The sequence below is a fragment of the Bacillus sp. JUb11 genome (assembly GCF_024807925.1).
GTDB classification, from domain to species: Bacteria; Bacillota; Bacilli; order Bacillales; family Bacillaceae; genus Bacillus; species Bacillus altitudinis.
The window spans coordinates 182,735-203,825 of record NZ_JANUEZ010000002.1; the positions used below are offsets into that span (position 1 = coordinate 182,735).

23 protein-coding genes and 2 pseudogenes are annotated in these 21,091 nt (G+C 41.6%); 8 read left to right on the forward strand and 17 right to left on the reverse strand.

Translation table 11 applies throughout. The features are described from left to right. Positions 1-41: 41 nt before the first annotated feature. Together M2369_RS04160 and M2369_RS04165 are read left to right on the forward strand one after the other, a co-directional pair. Positions 42-794: a MerR family transcriptional regulator gene (locus M2369_RS04160; protein ID WP_259253407.1), complete on the forward strand. Its 753-nt coding sequence runs from the start codon at positions 42-44 to the stop codon at positions 792-794. Beyond that, positions 794-1,690 (forward strand): DUF2268 domain-containing putative Zn-dependent protease, encoded by an 897-nt coding sequence (locus M2369_RS04165; protein ID WP_017367976.1) that lies wholly within the window; start codon positions 794-796, stop codon positions 1,688-1,690. The genes M2369_RS04160 and M2369_RS04165 overlap by 1 nt, the downstream gene beginning before the upstream one ends. A 231-nt stretch (positions 1,691-1,921) precedes the next feature. Here the strand turns inward: M2369_RS04165 and erpA are convergent, their stop codons facing one another. The 3 genes from erpA to M2369_RS04180 form a co-directional block, all read right to left on the reverse strand. Continuing rightward, entirely contained in the window at positions 1,922-2,284 is a 363-nt protein-coding gene (erpA, locus tag M2369_RS04170) for an iron-sulfur cluster insertion protein ErpA (RefSeq protein WP_017358921.1), read from the reverse strand. A gap of 73 nt (positions 2,285-2,357) precedes the next feature. Next, the gene (dapF, locus tag M2369_RS04175; protein ID WP_041091838.1) at positions 2,358-3,212 is read right to left on the reverse strand and encodes a diaminopimelate epimerase; all 855 of its coding nucleotides are present in this window, start codon (positions 3,210-3,212) and stop codon (positions 2,358-2,360) included. A gap of 270 nt (positions 3,213-3,482) precedes the next feature. After that, the gene (locus M2369_RS04180) at positions 3,483-3,719 is read right to left on the reverse strand and encodes a YuzB family protein (protein WP_008346813.1); all 237 of its coding nucleotides are present in this window, start codon (positions 3,717-3,719) and stop codon (positions 3,483-3,485) included. A 255-nt stretch (positions 3,720-3,974) separates the two neighbouring features. Between M2369_RS04180 and M2369_RS04185 the strand changes: the two genes are divergently transcribed. Beyond that, positions 3,975-5,042 (forward strand): NAD(P)/FAD-dependent oxidoreductase, encoded by a 1,068-nt coding sequence (locus M2369_RS04185; RefSeq protein ID WP_058213651.1) that lies wholly within the window; start codon positions 3,975-3,977, stop codon positions 5,040-5,042. Positions 5,043-5,090: 48 nt separating this feature from the next. Here the strand turns inward: M2369_RS04185 and M2369_RS04190 are convergent, their stop codons facing one another. After that, a complete protein-coding gene (locus M2369_RS04190) occupies positions 5,091-5,321 on the reverse strand; it encodes a WYL domain-containing protein (RefSeq protein ID WP_008346816.1) in 231 nt (76 codons plus the stop codon). A gap of 100 nt (positions 5,322-5,421) precedes the next feature. Next, entirely contained in the window at positions 5,422-5,751 is a 330-nt protein-coding gene (locus M2369_RS04195; protein WP_008346819.1) for a YuzD family protein, read from the reverse strand. Positions 5,752-5,872: 121 nt separating this feature from the next. Here M2369_RS04195 and M2369_RS04200 point away from each other — a divergent pair. Next, a pseudogene (locus M2369_RS04200) lies at positions 5,873-6,172 on the forward strand (NifU family protein). A gap of 232 nt (positions 6,173-6,404) precedes the next feature. Here the strand turns inward: M2369_RS04200 and M2369_RS04205 are convergent. The 6 genes from M2369_RS04205 to yutH all read right to left on the reverse strand — a co-directional run bounded on the left by M2369_RS04205 (position 6,405) and on the right by yutH (position 14,071). Beyond that, positions 6,405-8,375, reverse strand: coding sequence for a S9 family peptidase (locus tag M2369_RS04205; protein ID WP_259253409.1), 1,971 nt, complete (start codon positions 8,373-8,375; stop codon positions 6,405-6,407). A gap of 98 nt (positions 8,376-8,473) precedes the next feature. After that, the gene (thrB, locus tag M2369_RS04210; RefSeq protein WP_007500423.1) at positions 8,474-9,406 is read right to left on the reverse strand and encodes a homoserine kinase; all 933 of its coding nucleotides are present in this window, start codon (positions 9,404-9,406) and stop codon (positions 8,474-8,476) included. Further along, positions 9,403-10,464, reverse strand: a complete 1,062-nt coding sequence (gene thrC, locus M2369_RS04215) for a threonine synthase (RefSeq protein ID WP_048002236.1) — start codon at positions 10,462-10,464, stop codon at positions 9,403-9,405. The genes thrB and thrC overlap by 4 nt, the downstream gene beginning before the upstream one ends. Then, complete coding sequence (locus tag M2369_RS04220; protein WP_024719752.1) at positions 10,464-11,765, reverse strand: homoserine dehydrogenase; 1,302 nt, start codon at positions 11,763-11,765, stop codon at positions 10,464-10,466. Before M2369_RS04220 ends, thrC begins: the two co-directional genes overlap by 1 nt. Positions 11,766-11,987: 222 nt before the next feature. After that, the gene (locus tag M2369_RS04225) at positions 11,988-12,956 is read right to left on the reverse strand and encodes a 2-hydroxyacid dehydrogenase (protein ID WP_259253410.1); all 969 of its coding nucleotides are present in this window, start codon (positions 12,954-12,956) and stop codon (positions 11,988-11,990) included. A gap of 74 nt (positions 12,957-13,030) precedes the next feature. Continuing rightward, positions 13,031-14,071: a spore coat putative kinase YutH gene (yutH, locus tag M2369_RS04230; protein WP_035389301.1), complete on the reverse strand. Its 1,041-nt coding sequence runs from the start codon at positions 14,069-14,071 to the stop codon at positions 13,031-13,033. 113 nt (positions 14,072-14,184) lie between these two features. On the opposite strand from yutH, the gene M2369_RS04235 reads away from it, so the two are divergent. After that, positions 14,185-14,685 (forward strand): phosphatidylglycerophosphatase A family protein, encoded by a 501-nt coding sequence (locus M2369_RS04235; RefSeq protein ID WP_024719755.1) that lies wholly within the window; start codon positions 14,185-14,187, stop codon positions 14,683-14,685. A 42-nt stretch (positions 14,686-14,727) separates the two neighbouring features. Here M2369_RS04235 and M2369_RS04240 read toward each other — a convergent pair whose 3' ends face one another. From M2369_RS04240 to M2369_RS04250, 3 genes are read right to left on the reverse strand one after another with little or no spacing between them, the layout of a single operon-like run. Then, on the reverse strand, positions 14,728-15,498 hold the full coding sequence (locus M2369_RS04240; protein WP_259253411.1) for a TIGR01457 family HAD-type hydrolase: 771 nt from the start codon (positions 15,496-15,498) through the stop codon (positions 14,728-14,730). 21 nt (positions 15,499-15,519) lie between these two features. Then, on the reverse strand, positions 15,520-15,954 hold the full coding sequence (locus M2369_RS04245; RefSeq protein WP_017367989.1) for a DUF86 domain-containing protein: 435 nt from the start codon (positions 15,952-15,954) through the stop codon (positions 15,520-15,522). A gap of 19 nt (positions 15,955-15,973) precedes the next feature. Next, entirely contained in the window at positions 15,974-16,249 is a 276-nt protein-coding gene (locus M2369_RS04250; protein WP_008346837.1) for a YutD family protein, read from the reverse strand. Between the two features lie 120 nt (positions 16,250-16,369). On the opposite strand from M2369_RS04250, the gene M2369_RS04255 reads away from it, so the two are divergent. Continuing rightward, positions 16,370-17,005 (forward strand): YhcN/YlaJ family sporulation lipoprotein, encoded by a 636-nt coding sequence (locus M2369_RS04255; protein WP_259253412.1) that lies wholly within the window; start codon positions 16,370-16,372, stop codon positions 17,003-17,005. Between the two features lie 39 nt (positions 17,006-17,044). On the opposite strand, the gene lipA is transcribed toward M2369_RS04255, so the two are convergent. Beyond that, positions 17,045-17,941 (reverse strand): lipoyl synthase, encoded by an 897-nt coding sequence (lipA, locus tag M2369_RS04260; protein WP_008360456.1) that lies wholly within the window; start codon positions 17,939-17,941, stop codon positions 17,045-17,047. Positions 17,942-18,264: 323 nt separating this feature from the next. Here lipA and M2369_RS04265 point away from each other — a divergent pair, with 323 nt between their 5' ends. Then, on the forward strand, positions 18,265-19,209 hold the full coding sequence (locus M2369_RS04265; RefSeq protein ID WP_226650614.1) for a M23 family metallopeptidase: 945 nt from the start codon (positions 18,265-18,267) through the stop codon (positions 19,207-19,209). An 81-nt stretch (positions 19,210-19,290) separates the two neighbouring features. Here the strand turns inward: M2369_RS04265 and M2369_RS04270 are convergent, their stop codons facing one another. Further along, positions 19,291-19,521 carry a hypothetical protein gene (locus tag M2369_RS04270; protein ID WP_259253413.1) on the reverse strand — a complete coding sequence of 77 codons (231 nt, stop codon included), beginning with the start codon at positions 19,519-19,521 and terminating at the stop codon, positions 19,291-19,293. A 225-nt stretch (positions 19,522-19,746) separates the two neighbouring features. Between M2369_RS04270 and M2369_RS04275 the strand changes: the two are divergent. Beyond that, positions 19,747-20,210, forward strand: a pseudogene (locus M2369_RS04275) (DUF2691 family protein). A 78-nt stretch (positions 20,211-20,288) separates the two neighbouring features. Here M2369_RS04275 and yunB read toward each other — a convergent pair. Then, positions 20,289-21,059, reverse strand: coding sequence for a sporulation protein YunB (gene yunB, locus M2369_RS04280; protein WP_007500406.1), 771 nt, complete (start codon positions 21,057-21,059; stop codon positions 20,289-20,291). Positions 21,060-21,091 lie beyond the last annotated feature (32 nt).

Here is a 21,091-nt window from a genome sequence, read left to right on the forward strand (position 1 = left end):
GTCATACTTTATAGTGAATATCATAAGGAGATGTGTTGAATATGAAAGTAAAAGAAGTCGCTGAATTGTTTGATATTAGTATTCGTACACTTCATCATTATGATCAAATTGGTTTGTTGACCCCAAAAGAAGTCACGGATGCTGGTTACCGGCTTTATTCAGAAGAAAACCTTGAAACACTACAGCAAATATTATTTTTCAGAGAACTGGGATTTAACTTAAAGGAAATAAAAGAAATCCTAAACAATCCGTCATTTGATAAACATGAAGCATTTATATTACAACGAAAAATGTTGATGGAAAAACGAAATACACTCGATAGAATGATTGAAAATATTGATAAGACGCTAAAACATATAACGGGAGAAATTCACCTAACAAATAAAGAGAGGTTCAAGGGAATGAATATGAAATTCAACCAATATGAAGAAGAAGCTCGCTGTCGCTGGGGGAATCAGTCCATTGATAACGTGAACTTCAAATTAAGTCGATTGTCGAAAGATGAACAACATGATTTATCTTTAAGATGGGATAGAGTTTTTCATAACTTAGCATCCCTCCGCAACCTCACTCCTCAATCCAAAGAGGTACAAGCCGCCATCAGAGAATGGTATGAATTTTTAAATAATCACTTTACTCAATACTCCCTCGAGGCATTTTATGGATTAGGTCAACTTTATATTCAAGATGAACGATTCACAAAAAATATAGATCAATATGGTGAGGGCTTGGCTTCATTCATGAGTGAAGCCATGAAAGTATTTGCTGATCAACAGAAAAGAGGTCCAAGCTGATGAACATCATCATTGAAGATACAATCGCTCAATACGAAAAATTGTTTTCGCTAAAAGAAAATAAAGAACACTTTTTTCGATACAACATGATGAGGCCTTTTGAAAAGATGTGGAATATGATAAACGTTCCGTTAAAAGCTACACAAAAAAATGGCTATGATGTCATCATGGCAACCAATATGCTTGGCTATCTTGATGTATCACAAACACAAACTGGTAAACAAGCGTTAAAAAAACTACAAGAAATTCAAGCTCTTCAAATGGCAAATACCACCTTGAACTATTGTATGAATTTTATCAAAAAACACAACCTTCATATAAATTCTGATGAATTGAGATTTGGTCTATATATAGCTGATCCGAAAAAGCTAGAACAACAAAAAGGGTATTGTGGCTTTGGAGGAATTCCGGGATTTATCCAATGCTCAATATATCCGAACTCTTATAACATCCCACGGATCCCCGCTCTAATTGCGCATGAATTCCATCATAATATTCGTTTTTCCTATTTTGAATGGGATTACGGAAATGTAACGGTTGGAGATTACTTAATTATAGAAGGTTTAGCTGAATCATTTGCAAAAGAACTTTATGGTGAAAAGATGCTAGGACCTTGGGTCACTTCTTTTGATCAACAGGACTTAGAATATTCAAAAGAAGTGATTAAAGACGCTTTATATACGAAAGGGTTTGCTGAGGTCAGTAGTTATATGTTTGGTGATAACATTGCAAAAGAACAAGGATATCAACCTGTCGGATTATCACCCTTTGCAGGCTATGCAGTAGGTTATCAAGCTGTACAATCTTTTATGAAAATGAATAATGTAGGAATTGAAGAAGCAACCGTACTTGATACAAATGAAATTTTAAAAAATTGCGGATTATTTTTCACCTAAACATTTTAATGAATTTCAAAGCAAATCGGTGTAATAATGAATTCTAATTATCGTACGAAACATACTGTATGCTCATGCTATATCTAATCATTTCAAATAGACTTGTTGAAAACCTTGTTAGAATTTTAAGCACCTTTAAAAAAGAACATAAAAAAACCTCCTCAAATTTATAATCTAATTGAGAAGGTTTTTATTCAAAATGGATTTACAGAATTCATTGATACTGAAATTCTAACACTCTTCCGGCGTACCGGTATTGGTAGCTGTTCTGAACGAAGAACCGCATCCGCATGACGCAATCGCGTTCGGATTGTCAATCGTGAAACCGCCGCCCATTAGTGATTGTTTGAAATCAATGATGGTGCCGTTCATGATGTCAAGGCTTTCGGAGTCGACAAGGACCTTGATGCCCTGCTGTTCGAACTGCGTGTCTTTCTCAGAAACTTCATGGTCAAAGCCCATTCCGTATGAAAGACCGCTGCAGCCGCCGCCTTTTACGCCCACTCGTAGGAACGCATTTTCTTCTTCATGTTCTTTCATCATATCTTTAATCTGCAATGCAGCAGCTTCTGTAATCGTTACTGGTGTACTCACGATCATCCCTCCTTTTGACTGGATGTTTCTTTTCAATTATAAACGTGATGTTGCCTTTTCTCAAATAAATGGTTTAGAGATAGAATGTGCCGTCACAAATTGTTTCAGCAGGTCCTGTCATCAGCACGTGGTCATTGTCTTTCCAGCGAATGATGAGGTCTCCGCCAGCTAGATGAACGGTCATATCCGTTTCTTTTTTCGCATGTCCATTCACAATCGTTGATACAGCCGCAGCACATGCTCCTGTTCCGCACGCTTGCGTAATCCCTGATCCTCTTTCCCAAACGCGGAAATGCAGTTCCGTTTCACTGACACGTTCAACAAATTCTACATTGACGCCTTCTGGAAACATGTCATGCTTTTCAATGATTGGTCCAAGCGAATCAAGCGGCGCCTGTTCAATGTCTTCTAAATAGAAAACGATATGGGGATTCCCCATTGAAACAGCTGTTCCATTTAAGGTCGTCGTGCCAAAATCAAGCGGTTCATTAATCGTTGTACTGGCCGGTTCACCAAGCATCGGCATCGCTTCTTTTTCAAAACGAGGTTTCCCCATATCTACTGTCACTAACTGAACGTGACCATCCTGCACATGAACGGTCGCCTCAACGAGTCCTGACAATGTCTCAATCTGGAACGTTGTGTCTGTTACGATTTGATGCTCATATACATATTTAGCAACGCAACGCAGACCGTTACCGCAGTTTTTCCCCTCTGATCCATCATTGTTGAAAATGCGCATCTTCACAGGCGCAACATCTGATGGGCAAATGAGGATCATTCCGTCTGAACCGATACCTGTATAAACAGAAGAAACCTGAATTGCTATCTCTGACAGCTGCTCTTCTGGAAGCTGTTCCTTCATCTGATTGACGTATATATAATTGTTTCCTAGTCCGTGCATTTTCGTGAATTGAAATGATGTCATGAGCGTCCTCCAAAAATGTTGTTTCTTTATAGTATAAAAGGAGTCGATTCAGGAGACAATCTTATCATCCCCCGTTTTTCATACATAGAAGCTCTTTGCTGCCATGGCAAAGGGCTTTTATTATGCATATGCCTCTTTTTCTCTCGTGTGATGCTTCATTTTGATGATATTTTATTAGCATAACATATTGGATGCGCTTTCTATATTTTCCCCTAAAAAACGGAAACTGAATATATGAAAAAAATGCACCTCATGACCCATGCGATGCATTTAAAACATGTCGTTTTCCTCTATAAAAGCATAAATACGCTCAACTAGCTGCTCTGCATTTTCTCCAGAAACAAATTCTCCATTCACAAGGGCAAATGGGGAGTCCATACATTTGCCGCAGTAGCTTAAACAACCGTATTCCATTACATCTAAGTTTGGGTCTTTTTCAAGTTTCTCTTTTGCTTCTTGAGACCCTTGTGCAAGATTACTTACACAAAATTCGATCAGTGGAAACACTGTGCTTCACCTCACATTTGCCTTACTATCCTACCGAAATTCCTTCTATTAGTCAAAACATGAGCTTCAATAAATCGTTACGCCTATTCCCCGTAAAATGTTTTACTATTTAGGACTAAGTAATGAATATGTAGGTTATTTTGAAACAATTATTGTGGTTTCACAGTAAATTCGATATAATTTTATTTGGTATTTTAACTTAAAGTTTTTTAGTATAAGTGTTTTTCAATGTCTAGGGGGAAAAGGAGAATCGTCATGAAAAATTTAGTCTTGATCGGCGGAGGTTACGGGAATATGCGGGTTCTCCACCGCTTATTGCCAAATCAATTACCTGATGATGTTACTATCACATTAATTGATCGAAATCCTTACCACTGTTTAAAAACAGAATATTATGCACTTGCTGCTGGAACGATCTCTGATCATCACATTCGAGTATCTTTTCCAGAGCATCCGAAGCTGGATATTCAATACGGGGAAGTAGAAAAAATTGATATTGAAAACAAACAGATCTTATTTAGCGACCGTGAACCGCTTCCATATGATGATACGGTAATCGGACTCGGCTGTGAGGACAAGTATCACAATGTCCCTGGTGCGAAAGAACATACATACAGCATTCAAACCATTGATCAGTCAAGACATACGTATAACAAATTAAACAATTTGAGTGCAGGTGCAACGGTTGGTATCGTCGGTGCTGGACTTAGCGGGGTAGAGCTGGCCAGTGAACTGCGTGAAAGCCGTTCTGATTTAAACATCATTCTTTTTGACCGCGGAGAACTGATTCTTTCCAGTTTCCCAAAAAGATTAAGTTTATATGTACAAAAATGGTTTGAAGAAAATGATGTAAAGATCATTAATTGCGCCAATATTACGAAGGTTGAAGAAGGAGTTGTGTACAACCATGACGATGCCATTGAAGCAGATGTCATCGTGTGGACAGCAGGAATTCAGCCAAGTAAAGTCGTGCGAGATATGGATGTTGAAAAAGACGCCCAAGGCCGTGTCGTCTTAACTCCTCATCACAATCTCCCTGGAGATGAGCATGTCTATGTCGTAGGTGACTGCGCAAGCTTGCCGCACGCACCAAGTGCACAGCTTGCCGAGGCACAGGCAGAGCAAATTGTGCAATCTCTACAGAAACGCTGGAAGAACGAGCCGCTTCCTGAGACTTACCCGCAGTTTAAGTTAAAAGGCGTACTCGGCTCTTTAGGGAAAAAAGCCGGATTTGGCTTAGTAGCGGATCGCCCGCTTGTTGGTCGTGTTCCAAGACTCTTAAAATCTGGACTTCTTTGGATGTACAAGCATCACAATGGATAAAATGATGTGAATTTTTTCTCAAAGCTCCTTCTAATGAAGGAGCTTTTATTATGAAACGGCATGTGCCGATGGATGGTTCACTTTGATAGGAGCAAGCGCAAGGATGCAGTCTTTACGAAACGTTCTGATCGTCTTCTTCGATAAACAATACGCTTGTATGAACTGTTCAGTTTGACGATGTACAATGATTTTTCGTTTCGAGCACTCTCCATTTTTCTTCATATAAATCATATCAATCGGTATTTGTTGATGAAGAGATTGTTTTAGTAAATAATTCATGATGCTCACGCTCCTTTCCTCTCATTATATACGAACAAACGTTCTAAATCAACCTAAAAAGGAACGTTTGTTCGATTTATTTTTCTAAAAAAAGAACAGCTCATTCACTGCTCTCTTCGTACCCGTATTTCTCCATTTCTTGATAAATATCTTTTAATTTCGGATTGCCCTCTCCTACAATTTGATCCTCAACAAGGACAAGCGGATAAAAGAATTCATCATCAAGAATTCGTTCAGATAATTCTTTTTGGCGTTCGTTTTCAGGCGGGTGCTCAATATCGATATATGTGATGCGAAACGGCTGATTTGGATATTTTCGTTTTAATGCTGCATCTAGCCACTCAAATGTATCTTTTGAAGAAGGCAGATTCACGCAACTAGCGCACAGGACATCTCTTCCATATACATAAAGGTCAACGGTTTTGTTCATTTGACAAGCCCCCCATTCTTTCTTTATTTTAGCTGAATTTTCTGTATGAAAAAAGTCAAAATCACTTTTTGTTTCAAGATGAGATTGTGCTATAATGAGAAGGAAACTTTGAAACCAATCAATAGATTTTTATCGTCCAGATGAATATAATGGTGATATGTTGTGAAAGGAGCGATTATATCTAATGACTGAAGTCGAAATGAAAGACCAAGTACAGGAAGTACTGGACAAACTTCGTCCATTTCTATTACGTGATGGTGGAGACTGTGAGCTTGTAGACATTGAAGATGGCATTGTGAAATTACGCCTTCTTGGTGCATGCGGCAGCTGCCCAAGTTCAACCATTACATTGAAAGCCGGTATTGAGCGCGCATTATTAGAAGAAGTACCTGGCGTTGTAGAAGTTGAACAGGTTTTCTAATTCATATATGACATGAAAACGGCCCTTACTGGGCCGTTTTTTAATTGTTGACAAAGGGCTAATTTTAGCCCTTTGTCTTGTTTTCAGTGTGATAGAAAACCTTTGCAGTCTAGGAAGGACGAGTACTGGCGCGGAGCGAATTTGACATTCGTGAGCACCGGAACGCAGGACTGACACCGAATGCGAGGGTTTGTCTACACGCTGAAACGACCCAATCAGGGCCGTTTTTTAATTAGGATAACTTCTCTCTAAACCATTCTTGAATAAAGGTCAGTCTTTGAATACGCTGCCCAGGGTGGCCGCTTCTCGATAAATCATGAGAGGCCTTCGGGAATTTGACTAATCTCGTGTCTTTTCCAAGCTCCTTTAATGCCACAAAAAGCTGTTCTCCTTGATCGACTGGGCAGCGGTAGTCTTCATCACTGTGCAGGATCAGAAGCGGTGTATTCACCTGTTTTACATACTTTAGCGGCGAACGATCCCATAGCTTATCAACAGAGTCATAAATATCCCCATCAATCTGCCATTTTGTAAAGAAATAACCGATATCACTGATGCCATAAAAGCTAATCCAATTTGAGATGGAACGCTGTGTAACAGCTGCACGGAAACGGTCTGTCTGTCCGACAATCCAGTTGGTCATAAAACCGCCATAGCTGCCGCCTGTTACGCCAAGCCTTGTTTCATCAAGAAAGTCATAGGCTTCGAGCACATGATCAACAGCCAGCATGACATCCTCATAATCAACATCACCATAGCTGTCTCTTACTCGGTCTGTAAACATCTGTCCGTATCCATGACTGCCATGAGGATTGATGTACACAATCGCATACCCTTCAGCGGCGAGCATTTGAAATTCATGAAAATACGTATGACCGTACATCGCATGCGGCCCGCCATGAATTTCTAAGATTAATGGATATGTCTTCCCCTCTTCCATCTGAGCAGGCTTCATCAACCAGCCATGTACAACGTCTCCTTCTTTTGACTGGAAAGAAATTGGTTCAGGTTCGGATATGACATGTTCCTTTAGAAAGTCATCATGCTCAAACGTGATTTGCTTGAGTGAGGATTCCCCTAAAGTCAGCTCATACAGTTCACTAGGCGAGACAGATGAAAGACGGCTGATCAGCATTTTTGATTCGTCTGGATGAAGACTGAAATTCGTCACATGTTCTGCCTCTAAACGAACGGGATAGGCTAAGCCTTCAATAGAGAAATAATAAATTCCGGTACTCCCTTGATCAGAAACAAGCGCATAAAACCCCTGACTATCCTTTGTCCATTGTGGAAGCTGATTGGCCTCACCCATAACACTATCCCCTGCCATACAGTTTCCTACATACATATCGAGCATTTCTGACAATTGAACGGTCTTTTTCTCCTTCAGGTCATGCAGCCACAATGACAGGATGGTCGCATTTTCAAATTCACGTTCGTGTCCAATGTACAAAAGGCTTTCTCCATTTGGAGAAAATGATACAGTCGTGTAAGCGCCTGTTGATTGGGTGATTTTCTTGGATGTACCGTCCTCTAAGGAAAGGAGACAGATATCACTTATGTAAAACGTCTGAGGATTTGATTGAATATACGCAAGCCACTTCCCGCAAGGAGAGATGACATGATTCACATGATGATGGGGCTCACTCGTAACCACCTCTACCTCGCCGGAACGGACATCGATTTTTACAATTTGCGTCAGACGCCCGTCTAAAAAGCCTCTGCCATCTGCTTTATAAGTCAAATCATCATATACGGCCGGAGCAAAGTCATCGCACTCTTCCTTTTTTTCATCATGAACAGATTCTTCTTGTTTTAATGAGACCGCTGCATAAATAAAAGCTCCATCCGGTGAAAATACAGGTTGAGAGACGCCGTAAGGAATATTCGTTAAGGTACGAATTCCGCCGCCATCGCTCTGAATAAGTGCGAGCTGAGGGACTTCCTTTGGCTTCTGCAAAATAAACGCAAGCTGCTTTCCGTCTTTTGACCATGTTGGCTGATGATGCTTCCCATCATCAAATGTCCATTGAGACAGCTCCCCTGTCTCTTCATCTCGAACCCATAAATGAATATTGTAATCATCCTTTTTTTCATTCACCGTTACTTTTGTAAAAACAGCCTTTTTTCCATCTGGTGAATAAACTGGATGAGAAACAGACACGATTTGTGTTAAATCCTCTGCTGTTATCAATTTCTTCATCAATAGATCGCCCCCTTTTATGTATCAAAAAATAGTTCGCTTCTCTAAATAATAATCCCTGCTTTTGTTATGAAAAACAAGAAAAAGAACGTGCGTCTTCACAGCACGTTCTTCATTTGATTCACAGAATGATGCTCGACGACGACACCTTCTACCGGCACCGTCAGCACATCCACTTCACAATGCGGGAAATTTTGAGCAAGCTGCTTTTTCAGCGCTTCTCCCTTCCCTTTTTCCACTAAGGTCAAAATAGTCGGCCCAGCACCACTTAATGCCGTTCCATACGCGCCTTTTAATGAAGCAACGTGCTCCACCTTGGACAACTCTGGGACAAGCATCGTGCGGTATGGCTGATGAAATAAATCTTTATTCATCATTTCCCCTACAAGCGGCCAGTTCTGCGTCATTAAGGCGGCGACAAGGACGTTACTCACTGCACTCGCACTTACGGCCTGTTTATAGGAAAAATCCTCTGGCAGGACATCACGGGCATCCTTTGTGAGCACTTCATAAAAAGGAATCACGACGACGACATCTACATCCACATGCTGCACTTTAACGGCATGTGTCTTGTCTTCTTCATGAAGACCGATGAGTAAACCACCGAATAAAGAGGCACCCGCATTATCTGGATGACCTTCTACCTCACTTGCAAAAAAGAGCTTCTGATCATCGGTCATCTTTAATTCAAGCAACTGATTGGCGAGCTCAATAGCGGCGACAATGGCAGCAGCGCTGCTACCCAGCCCCCTTGCTAATGGAATATCACTCCACACTTTGACATGAACAGGCGGGAGTGTTTTTCCAAAGTCATCTGCGACCTTTTTAGCTGTTTGGTAGATCAGGTTATCGGTGCCTGATGGAATACCAGACACGACATCTGTTTCTGCTTCAAACAGCCAGCTATCATGGTCATAGACCGATAGCTTTAAATAGCGGCTGAGCGCCATTCCGACTGAGTCAAAGCCTGGTCCTAAGTTGGCAGTGCTTCCCGGTACTGTGATTGAAAAAAGCATGGAGGCGTTACTCATACGCGTGCGGCCTTTTCTAAATGTTCCAGAATTTGATCTTCATCTGCATCCAGCGTGACCGGTTTGATGTGTGAAATATCAATCGCCGTATTCGGATCTTTTAATCCGTTTCCTGTCAGTACAGCGACGACTTTACTGCCTGGCTTAATTTCTCCAGATTTCACTTGTTTGAGTACACCTGCAATTGATGCACAAGAGCCTGGCTCTGCAAACACACCTTCTTCACGTGCGATCAATTGATAGGCATGAAGAATTTCTTCATCTGTCACTTCATCAATTTTCCCGTTTGATTCATCTGCCGCTGCTACAGCTTGCTTCCAGCTTGCAGGGTTTCCGATGCGAATGGCTGTTGCGACTGTTTCTGGCTGCTCAATGACTTCATTTCTAACGATGGCTGCAGCTCCTTCTGCTTCAAAACCACGCATGACTGGCAGTCCCGTGCCTTTTTTCTCATGATATTCTTTGAAACCTTTCCAGTACGCTGTAATATTCCCCGCATTTCCAACAGGAATCGCCAGTACGTCCGGTGCGGAGCCTAGCTGCTCACAGATTTCAAATGCCGCTGTTTTTTGTCCTTCAATTCGGTATGGATTGACGGAGTTAACAAGTGCAATCGGTGCTTTTTCACAGATGCTGCGGACAATTTTCAGCGCATCATCAAAGTTGCCGTCAATGGCAATGATCTCTGCTCCGTACATGACAGCCTGCGCCAGCTTACCGAAGGCAATTTTTCCATCTGGAATGATGACAATACATTTCATATCAGCGCGCGCCGCATAAGCTGCTGCTGCTGCAGACGTATTCCCTGTCGATGCACACATGATCGTATCATTGCCTTCTTCTTTTGCCTTTGCGACGGCCATGACCATCCCGCGATCCTTAAAAGAACCTGTAGGGTTGACGCCTTCTGTTTTCACATGAAGTTCAATACCAAGCTTTTCAGATAGCTTTGCGAGATGAATCAGCGGTGTGTTTCCTTCATTTAATGTTAGTTTAGGTGTGTGTTCGTTTACTGGTAAAAATTCTTGAAATTCTTCAATGAGTCCATTCCACTTCATCAGCTTAAACCGTTCCCTTCTACTCGGTACGTGCTCTTCACTTGAACCACCACGTCGAGATCGTTTAATGTTTGCAGGATATTTGAGAAATCTTCTTCTGATGTCTGATGTGTAATAATCACAATTTCAGCCAGCTCATCATGCCCTTTGACAGGAAGCTGAAGGATCTTTTCAAAGCTGATGCCTCTTTCAGAAAAAATCGATGTAATGCGGGAGAAAGCTCCGACTTGATCTCTCACATGTATTCTTAAAAATTGCTGAGCAAATACTTCGGATGATGATTTGATTTTCTTCTCAAATTGCGGTGCAATAAATCCACTGCCATTCACACCAAGACGCATGTTTTTCATAACAGCGACTAAATCTGAGACAACAGCTGTTGCCGTTGGCAGGCTGCCTGCTCCAGGCCCGTAAAACATCGTTTCTCCGACAGCACTTCCGTAAACATAGACAGCATTAAATTCATTGTTGACGGAAGATAACGGGTGATGATCAGGAAGTAAAGTTGGCTGTACGCTGACCTCCACTTTCTCTCCGTCCCTTTGGGCAATTCCAATCAACTTCATTGTATAGCCAAAACGTTTACTGAAATTAATGTCCTCGTCCGAGATGTCCGAGATGCCTTTCACTTTCACATCCTCTAAGTCTACATTCATGGAAAAGCCGAGTCTTGCCAGAATGGCCATCTTTCTTGCCGCATCCAGTCCTTCTACATCCGCCGTCGGATCTGCTTCTGCAAAGCCAAGATCCTGCGCTTCTTTTAATACATCTTCATACGCACTTTTATCGACATTCATTTTTGTTAAAATAAAGTTCGTTGTCCCGTTCACGATTCCCATCATTTTTGTGATGCGGTCAGAGGCTAAACCTTCCTCTAGTGTACGCAAAATCGGAATCCCACCTGCGACACTTGCTTCATAGTAAAGGTCACAGCCGTTTTCTTTTGCTACATGTAAAAGCTCTGTGCCATATAGCGCCATTAAATCCTTATTGGCTGTAATGACATGCTTCTTCTCATTTAGTGCATCTATTAAATATTGTTTTGTCTCTTCAATGCCGCCCATCACTTCAATAATGACGTCGATCTCTGGATCTCGAATCACATCGTATACTTCAGTTGTGAAGACCTCTCTTGCCACATCCACATCTCTTTTTTTATCGGGATTGCTCACAAGCACTTTTTGTATTAATACCGGACAGCCGATCTGGTGCATTAATTTATCCTGATGATCTTGAATAATCTTAACGACACCGCTCCCCACTGTTCCTAATCCTAGTAGTCCAACTCGAATTGCCTTCACCTGAAATTCCACCTTTCTCCGTAAATGTCCTCTCTAAAAAGACATTTGTTAACCTAACACAGACATTCAATGTACACACATTATAAAGGGGTATCCTCATTTTGACAAGGTAATAAAATAAGAGAATATGAGAATGAAACCGCTTAACAGCTATTTATATCAAGATTCTATATTTTCAAAATATTTTTGTGAGAAAAGCTCCCGAAGCCGGGAAGCTTGAGATTACGCCTGAACTGGCGTTTTGGCTTGCTGATCTTGCAGGACAAGCGCAATATTTTCAGCACATAAATGCATCATGTTTTTTCTCGTTTCAACACTTGCACTTCCGATATGAGGAAGCACTGTCACATTTGGTAATGTTGTTAACGGGTGATCTGGGCTGACTGGCTCCTTGCTAAATACATCCAGACCTGCTCCTGCAATTTTTCCTGTCGTGACAGCATCATATAAAGCATCTTCATCTACCGTCAGCCCTCTGGAAACGTTGATGAAGTAAGCCGTGTTCTTCATCTGCTCAAATGCTTTCTTATTAAACATTTCTTTCGTTTCAGGCGTTAAAGGCGTCAAACAAACGATGAAATCAGACTGCGTAAGCAGCTCATCAAATGCGGCATAGGTCACACCTAGTTGCGCTTCTGCTTCTGGCTTTCTTGAACGATTATGATACAGAACATTCATATCAAAACCTTTTGCCCGCTTGGCCAGTGCGGTTCCAATACTGCCCATTCCGACAATCCCTAACGTTTTATGATGAACATCAGCACCAGCTAGAAGAAGCGGCCCCCAGCCTGTCCAGTTCCCATCCTTAATCCAATCACTCGCTTCGACAATTCGTCTTGCTGACGCCATCAAAAGCGCAAAGGCTAAATCAGCCGTCGATTCTGTTAAGACGTCCGGTGTATGACATACCGTGATCCCGTGCTTTTTAGCTGCCTTTAGATCAATATTGTCATAGCCGACCGCGAGATTCGCGACCACTTTTAGATTTGGAGCATTTGATAAAAGTGCCTCATCTACTTGATCTGACAGCATCGTGAGCAGCCCATCTGCTTGAGCCGCTTGTTTTTCTAACTCTTCTCTTGGACACGGCTCATCCTCGCTCGTCCACATATCAATATGAGCGACTTCTTTTAATGGTGTAAGTGTTGTTTCATCAAGCTTTCTTGTGATATAAACATAAGGTTTCGTCAAGAAGAACACTCCTTTGATTGATTTCTTTAAGCATAACGAAAAACGCCTCAAGAGAAAAGAGACGTTTCGTCTGTTCACTGAAACTTCAAATCAGCGGATTGATGAATCCATCCAACAGGAGGAATGAGATGCCCACCGCTGCGCATAGCACTCAATTCTTGAAACACCTTGAGAAAATATTCGTAGCGGTTCGCATCATTTAAAACGTAATCTAATCGTTCTTCATAATAAGATTTTTCATTTTCTCCTGACATATAATAACCTTCGACAATTTCAAAATAATGAAGCGGAAACAGAAGACGGCTGTACAGCAGACGCTTTGAAAATGATGAAAGAGGCGTAACCTGCTCATATTGCTGCAAAAAGGAAAATCCCTCTTCAATTAAATCCTCCTTATGCTGGACAAAGGTTTCTCTTAAATATTCTGCGATGTCCCTTGTTGGATGATCAAATACCCAATCTACAGGTAAACGAAGCGGCTGCTCATGTGGCCAGGTCATACGTGAAAAGCGCTGATGACAAACAGTACCTGAATCACATTCTTTCGGTTCATCATCAAGCTCTGTATCCACTAAATATTGAATGGCATTTTCCGTTAATCCGAGATAATACGGAAAGGATTCAATAAATTTCTTTTCAAATCGTTCAAGTGGTTTTTGATGCATTTGCTGCATCCAAAAGCCTTCCAGCTGGTCTAACCGTTTTGCCCATAATTCCTTCCAAGCTCCGACACGTTTTGTTTCAGACACCTCATAAGGAAACCCTCTCCCCCTGACATGAAAGGCCGCCAGCTCTGATGCGTGCTGAAATGAGCGGCTTGTGACCCGCGGTGCTGCCTTTAATAGAGCGTACAGTTCTTTTCCATGGGTAAAAGTCGGTTTCTCTTCGTTTGTTAATTCAAACACGGCAACGTATGGGTCACCGTCATTCAGTAAATACTGACTGATATGATAAAGCTCTGTGAGTTCTTCTTCTCGCAAATGAGACACGGGAACAATGATGAAGAGAGCTTTCGCCGTTTGAAAGCTCTGATAACTGCCATATGGCATAAATTGACGCACATCAATACCAAATGTGTGATAAATGGTTTCTTTCATGATTTCACCTGCGTTCATAAAATCAGTCTCTTATCATATCGTAGTCGCAGGTTGAGGGATTTATGAATACTATTTACTATCCGAAGCTATTTCACACGTTGTGGACAAATTACGAGGATTGGGTGAGGAACATGCCGCATCATCATGAGATGAACGAAGTAGAAAAAACAGCAAGACGCCGTTTACAAGAACGAGGCGTAACCATTCAAGATATAGCAGACCTTGTCTTCTTTTTACAGGAAAAATATCATCCTGGCTTAGACATGACAGAGTGCATCCACAATGTGGAACGTGTCATCGCAAAACGTGAAGTCCAAAATGCCATCTTAACAGGCGTTGAACTAGATGTTCTCGCTGAGCAAAAAAAGCTGACAGAACCGCTGCAATCCATTCTTGAAACAGATGAAAGTCTATATGGTGTGGATGAAATTTTATCCTTTGCCATCGTTAATATTTATGGCTCCATCGGCTTTACGAATTACGGATATATCGATAAAGAAAAACCAGGGATTCTTGGGAAACTCAACGATAAATCCTCAGGCGAATGCCACACCTTTTTAGATGACATTGTCGGTGCTATTGCTGCGGCAGCATCAAGTAGACTGGCACATAGTGCAAGAAATGCAGAATAAAACACAAAAGAGGACGTGCGTCTGACGCTTGTCCTCTTTTCATTAAGATAATCGTTCAATCCACTCAGATAATGAATCAATGACATAGGTTGGCTGTTTGTCATATTTCTGAAGCAGCTCTTTTGTCGTGACGCCTGTATGGACAAGCAGTGTATCCATCCCTGCATTCATCCCTGCCATAATATCGGTATCATAGTTATCGCCCACCATGAGCGCCTCTGACACATCTGTCCCGAGCACCCGCATGGCCTGTTCCATAATGATAGACTCTGGCTTCCCGATAAATGTTGGCTGCACTGTTGTCGTAACCGTCAGCACAGATGTTAACGATCCATTTCCAGGTAACAGCCCTCTTTCTGTCGGAATGGCAATATCTCCATTTGTTGAAACAAATTGTGCACCTTGACGGATCGCAATGGCTCCTACCGCTAGTTTTTCATATGTAATACTGCGGTCTATTCCAACGACAACGAAATCAGCGTCTTCTTGACCAAACGACAGTCCTTTTTCTTCGATGGCCTGCTGAATGCCTTCTTCTCCGATCACATACACCGAGGCATCTTTCTTTTGTTCTGCGATATAGTTTGCCGTCGCCATACTGGTTGTAAAGACTTGTTCTTCCGTTGCTGGAATATCGAATGAAACCAGTTTTTCTGCTACTTGCTTCGGCGTGCGTGAAGAGTTATTCGTGACAAACAAATAAGGGATGTTCAACTCATTTAACTTGTGAACAAATTGCCCCGCCTCTTCGATCTTTTCTGTTCCTTTATACATCGTCCCGTCTAAATCAATTAAATAGCCTTTGTATTTCATGCTGCATACAACTCCAATGGTTTATTTAAACGCTGATACTGGTCCAAGCTCCTGCTCCAAGTAAGTGCGAATTCGATTCGGGAAGACTTGCAGCGCCTGTTCTACCTCACTGATGACCTGCAACAAATCGTGATGAACCACTTCTTGGTATTGCTGAACAAGTGTTTTACGGCACGAGACCAGTTTTTTCAGGTGAGTGCCTTCTTCTGTTGGTACAACTTTTTCGTCCACAAGAATATCCATGATGTCGTCATAGCTTCCTGGGTCCCGCATGATAAAGCCGTCAATCATATCATTTCCTGTATCAAGAATACATTCGACGAGCAAATGAACAATTCGTTCCAGCGCTTTTTTTTCTAAAGGGCTTGACCATGTTTGATGACTGCGCATCAAATTATATTGCTCCTCAAAAAAACGTAATGTCTCTTCAATCTTCTTTCTGTCTACGAAATACATCATGACGCTCCCCTTTGCGTTATTTTCTAATCCGCTTTAAGACAAAATAGGCACAGCCAAAATTACAGTATTCATAAATGTATTCATCGAGTGTACTGATTTTTGTATCGAATGTGGCCTTTTGGTTTTGGTCATCAAAGAACCCCTTCAGCCTAAGCTGGTTATAGCCCCAATCCCCCACAATATAATCATACTTATTTAAAATATCTGAGTACCTTGCTTTAAACGCTTCCTCATCAAAGCCGTCTTTGATTTCTCTGACAAGATCAAAGGTAGCATTCTGAATGACGATCATCTTCTCACCTCTTTTTAAACGATCCACCTTTAATGATAATTCATTGGAACAACTCCATCAATTGCTAAAGCATGTTTTTTCCGATTTAGCCGAAGCTAAAGAAAAAAGGAGGTCACATTTATGATGAAACAACTGACAGCCACTATTCTCCTATGCATGCTTTTAGGCGGGTGCGGCTTTCAATCCGGCATGAACCGGCAAGTGGATGAAGATTCTTCCAGTAAGACAATTCGCCTGTCTGATCGTCATGAAGGAAATAATTCCAACATGCCAGAAGCAGATACGAATCGAGCAGGCTATGTTCGTTATCAGCGCCAGCAAGTAACCGATCAGAAGGAAAGAACCCCTGCTTTAAATCGTGAGCATCTTGCCCACGTGATTACAAGTTTAGCCATTCAGCTGCCAAATATAAAGGATGCAGCAACACTTGTCACAGACGAGGATGCCCTCATTGTGTATCGAACAGGCAACAAAAAACGAGATGAATCAGCCGATCAAGTGAAAAAAACAGCGGTTTCTGTTCTCCCTCGTTATTATCATGTGTACGTCTCTGATAACCCAGAGCACTTTCAATCCATTGCCAATTTTTCACGTCTTCAAACCAACTCACGTGATTTTGATCAAATTTTAACGAAAACGATTCAACAAATGAAATACTCTCCTCAAGGCGGAGATATTTCAACGAAAGAAGATGCCAATGGCATGACGAATTCCGATCGGACCATGAGACGAAACGCACCTTACGGCCAAAATTAATACGAGAAAAAACGCCAGAGAGCTCTGGCGTTTTCTTTGTTATGCTTGCGCCTGACGCTTCTTAGACGCTTCGTTTACTTGTTCGTCTGCATGATAAGAAGAACGGACAAGCGGTCCAGCTTCACAGTGGCTAAAGCCTTTTGACATGGCAATTTCCTTCAGCTCTGCAAACTCATCTGGATGGTAGTATTTTTGCACTTTCAAATGCTTTTTCGAAGGCTGTAAATACTGACCAATTGCCATGATGTCGACGTTATTGGCAAGAAGATCATCCATGACTTCAATGATTTCTTCCTTCGTTTCACCAAGTCCAATCATAATGCTTGATTTCGTTGGAATGTCAGGCTGCATTTCTTTTGCACGACGCAAGAATTCCAATGAACGATCGTATGTAGCCCGTGCACGAACTCTTGGTGTTAACCTGCGAACTGTTTCAATATTGTGATTTAAAATATCAGGGCGTGTATCCATTAACGTTTTCAAATTATCATAATTGCCACCCATGTCTGAAGGGAGAACTTCAATTGTTGTGAATGGACTTTTTCTTCTAATGGCACGAACAGTTTCAGCAAATACGCCTGCTCCGCCATCTTTTTGATCATCCCTTGCAACCGCTGTTATCACAGCGTGCTTTAAATTCATCAAAGCCACTGAATCTGCCACGCGTTCTGGCTCTTGCAAGTCTAACTCAGTAGGAAGTCCGGTTTTCACCGCACAGAAACGGCATGCGCGCGTACAAACAGATCCGAGGATCATAAATGTAGCAGTTCTTCTCACTGCCCAGCATTCGTGAATATTCGGACATTTCGCTTCCTCACAAACGGTATGCAGGTTGTTTTCCCGCATCATTTTTTTCAAACCGGTATAGTTTTCATTCGTATTCAGCTTAATTTTAAGCCAGTCCGGTTTTCTTACGTGCTCTTCCTTCTTTGCCAATTCCATCATCTCCATATGAATTCGTTAAAGGTGCATATACAATCATCTTCCTGCTATATACGATGGATGCAGCTGTTGCCGCAAAAAAATGAATCTTCGGCCTAAGGCCTTTTCTTTAGACACTTTAACATAGTACAGATTGAACAACAAGGGAATGAGCTGCAAAAATACCCAAAAGCCTCCTAAAATAACAGAAGAAAATTACTAACATTTTCTTCTTATGAAATAACGTGATCAAACCACACTAAACGGTAGAAGGTATGTTCGAAGAAAGGAGATGGACGTTTGTGAAGGTGGTTTTAGCGATCATCATCGCTCTTTCAATGATTCCCGCATCAGTCCATGCACAAGGGGCAAACAAGCAGCCCGATGAATTAAAACAGCGAATGGCACTGTATGAAAAGATCGCCATCACCACACAGGTCCCGTGGTATGTACTTGCTGCGGTTGATCAGTATGAACACAATATACGCAAAAGCAGAAGAGATTTACCAAAACAAACAGGTGTGATTGGCATCTACATTCCCCGGGAAATGTGGATGGGACCAGAAAATCCCAATAAGCAGGATACCTCTCCATTAAGCATTAAAGTGTTCGACGGTATTGGGCTTGATGGTAATGGGGATGGAAAAGCGGAAATCGATAACGATGAAGATGTCCTGTTCACGTTTGCTCAATACTTGCTCCATTACGGCAGCAGCATCGATCAATTAAAAATTGCGCTGTGGGATTATTACGGACGCGATCAAACCGTTGGAATCATTTCATCTTTTATGAAGCTCTATAAGCATTACGGCCATCTTGACCTTGGAAAGCATGCATTTCCTCTTCCGGTTGGCGCTGACTACAGCTACAGGAGTACATGGGGTGATGCGAGAGGCTTTGGAGGCAGAAGAATTCATGAGGGCACTGATCTTTTTGCTCATTACGGTCTTCCTGTTCGTGCGACATCGTACGGCGTGATTGAAATGAAAGGCTGGAATCGCTTTGGCGGCTGGCGGATCGGCATTCGAGATATTCACAATCATTATCATTATTTTGCCCACTTAAATGGCTTTGCAAAAGGACTCAAAGCTGGGCAGATTGTAGAACCTGGTCAAGTCATCGGATCAGTCGGAAGCTCCGGTTACGGTCCACCTGGCACAGCAGGAAAATTCCCGCCGCACCTTCATTACGGCATGTATAAAGACAATGGACGAACTGAATGGTCGTTTGATCCTTATCCTCATTTAAGGGCATGGGAAAGAGCCGAGCGGAAACGTCGATAAATAAAAGGAGAAGTTTAGCGATACCGCTTGCTTCTCCTTTTGATATGTATCAACATTTCCCCGGTCATCACTTGTCTACTGTTACTGCTTATGCTTCTCTTTCAATCCTAAAACTAAAAAAAGAATACCCATGAGGAAAAAAAGGAGATACACAACTGTTACTTCAAGTGGAATCATGTCAAACATCCCTCTAAATAAGTCGACACTCAAACTGTCACTCCCAGCTAATAATATCGATGCTGACATATACTTAGCACTAAATACAATGGCAAATACTAAAAAACAAAACCCGCTTACATGAATTTTCTTCATATCAATCAAATCCTCTTCTCACTTTCATAACAGACGATCGTGAAAAATCAGTCTTCAGGATAGCTTCCACTATTCAGAAAAGGAAAACAATGAACATTTATCATGGCACGTGATCCGTATGGAATCAAGTGGTTAATTAGGATAAGATGAACAGATCACATGAAAAAAAGTCTAAGCATGGCAGCCAATGAAAGATTACTTCACAAAGAGTTAGGGGGTTGTTTTTTGAAAAGAGGAATGACTTTTACCATTCCAAATGAATACGGAGTCTTCCTTGGAGAAGTGCTAAAACCGATCGACATCACCAAATTCAGCTGGCGAATCGATACCGAAGACTCGAATATACTGTTGATGGCCAAAAAGATGAAGAACTTTTTCCTGAAGGTAAAACAGAAATGGACGGTATAGAACTCAAACACCTCATTGAAAACAAGACGTATTATATGATTTTCGCCGATTTACAAGCATATCCAAAAGGGACATTGACTCATATTAAGACCTATGAAGAATTTATTGAAAGCCAATGCGAGCTTGTTCTTTTAGTGGCCGATTGCTCCTATGTCACGATCTATTGCAAAAATAAGGGAACACTCGAATGGCTATACAAGAATGCAGTTGAATGTGGATTTGAAGACGTGACCTATATCACCGATGAAAATGATGCAAGGACAAGACTGTCTGTTTCGTAACAATAAAACGTGCATCACAAAAACACTATATGCAATCACAGCATATGAAAAAAACAGCCCAATTCGTCCATTGGGCTGTTATTCTTTCTTCTCCTTTTTTTCTGGCAGAACAATCGATGGAGCGCCTGAATTTGTTCCGCTGCCATTATAATAATCTGGGACATCTCCTTGAACGGCTTGAATGGAGACAGGCACGGAGTTTTTGACGACGATGGTTTCTGAGGCGAATGGGATGATGACTCTCACCTTCACCTCAATGAGCACACTAATATCAATCAAGGCATTGTTGATGCCATAAGGCTTAATGTTTTTTTCAACGTCCGTATGCGGGTCACCAATGACACTGAATCGTACAGGCACTTTTGGTCCTAGGTTGGCGATAAGTGCATTTCCGGACGCTTGCCCAAGCGGAATGTTATATATAATGCCGTCATGTCCATCTGTTTGATCCTTTAATGCTTCTTTTGCCTCTTTTTGAAAATTCCCCTTTTCAATGTCCTCTAGATTTTTTTGAAGGTGACGTGACAGGTCAGCCATTGCTTTCGATGTTGCTTGCGCATTGAAGTCGATAGTTGTCACTTTTCCGTTCTCACTGGTATTCATCACAACCATATCCTTCATATTCTCCTGATCATCTGCAAAATCCTGAACAGAATATTGGATAAGATGATTGGCGATTCGTTCTGTTTCTAGTTCAGCAATGTGAATCAACGTTGGTTTAATGGAACGATTGATGAAGAATAGGCTAATGACAGTTGAGAGCACAAAAAATAATATGGCAAGCAGCATGACATAACGAAATGGCAGAGGGCCCTTTTTATAGGGGCGATAACGGCGGTTCAATCTCAATAAAAAATCCCCCCTTCTCCATTACAAGTGTA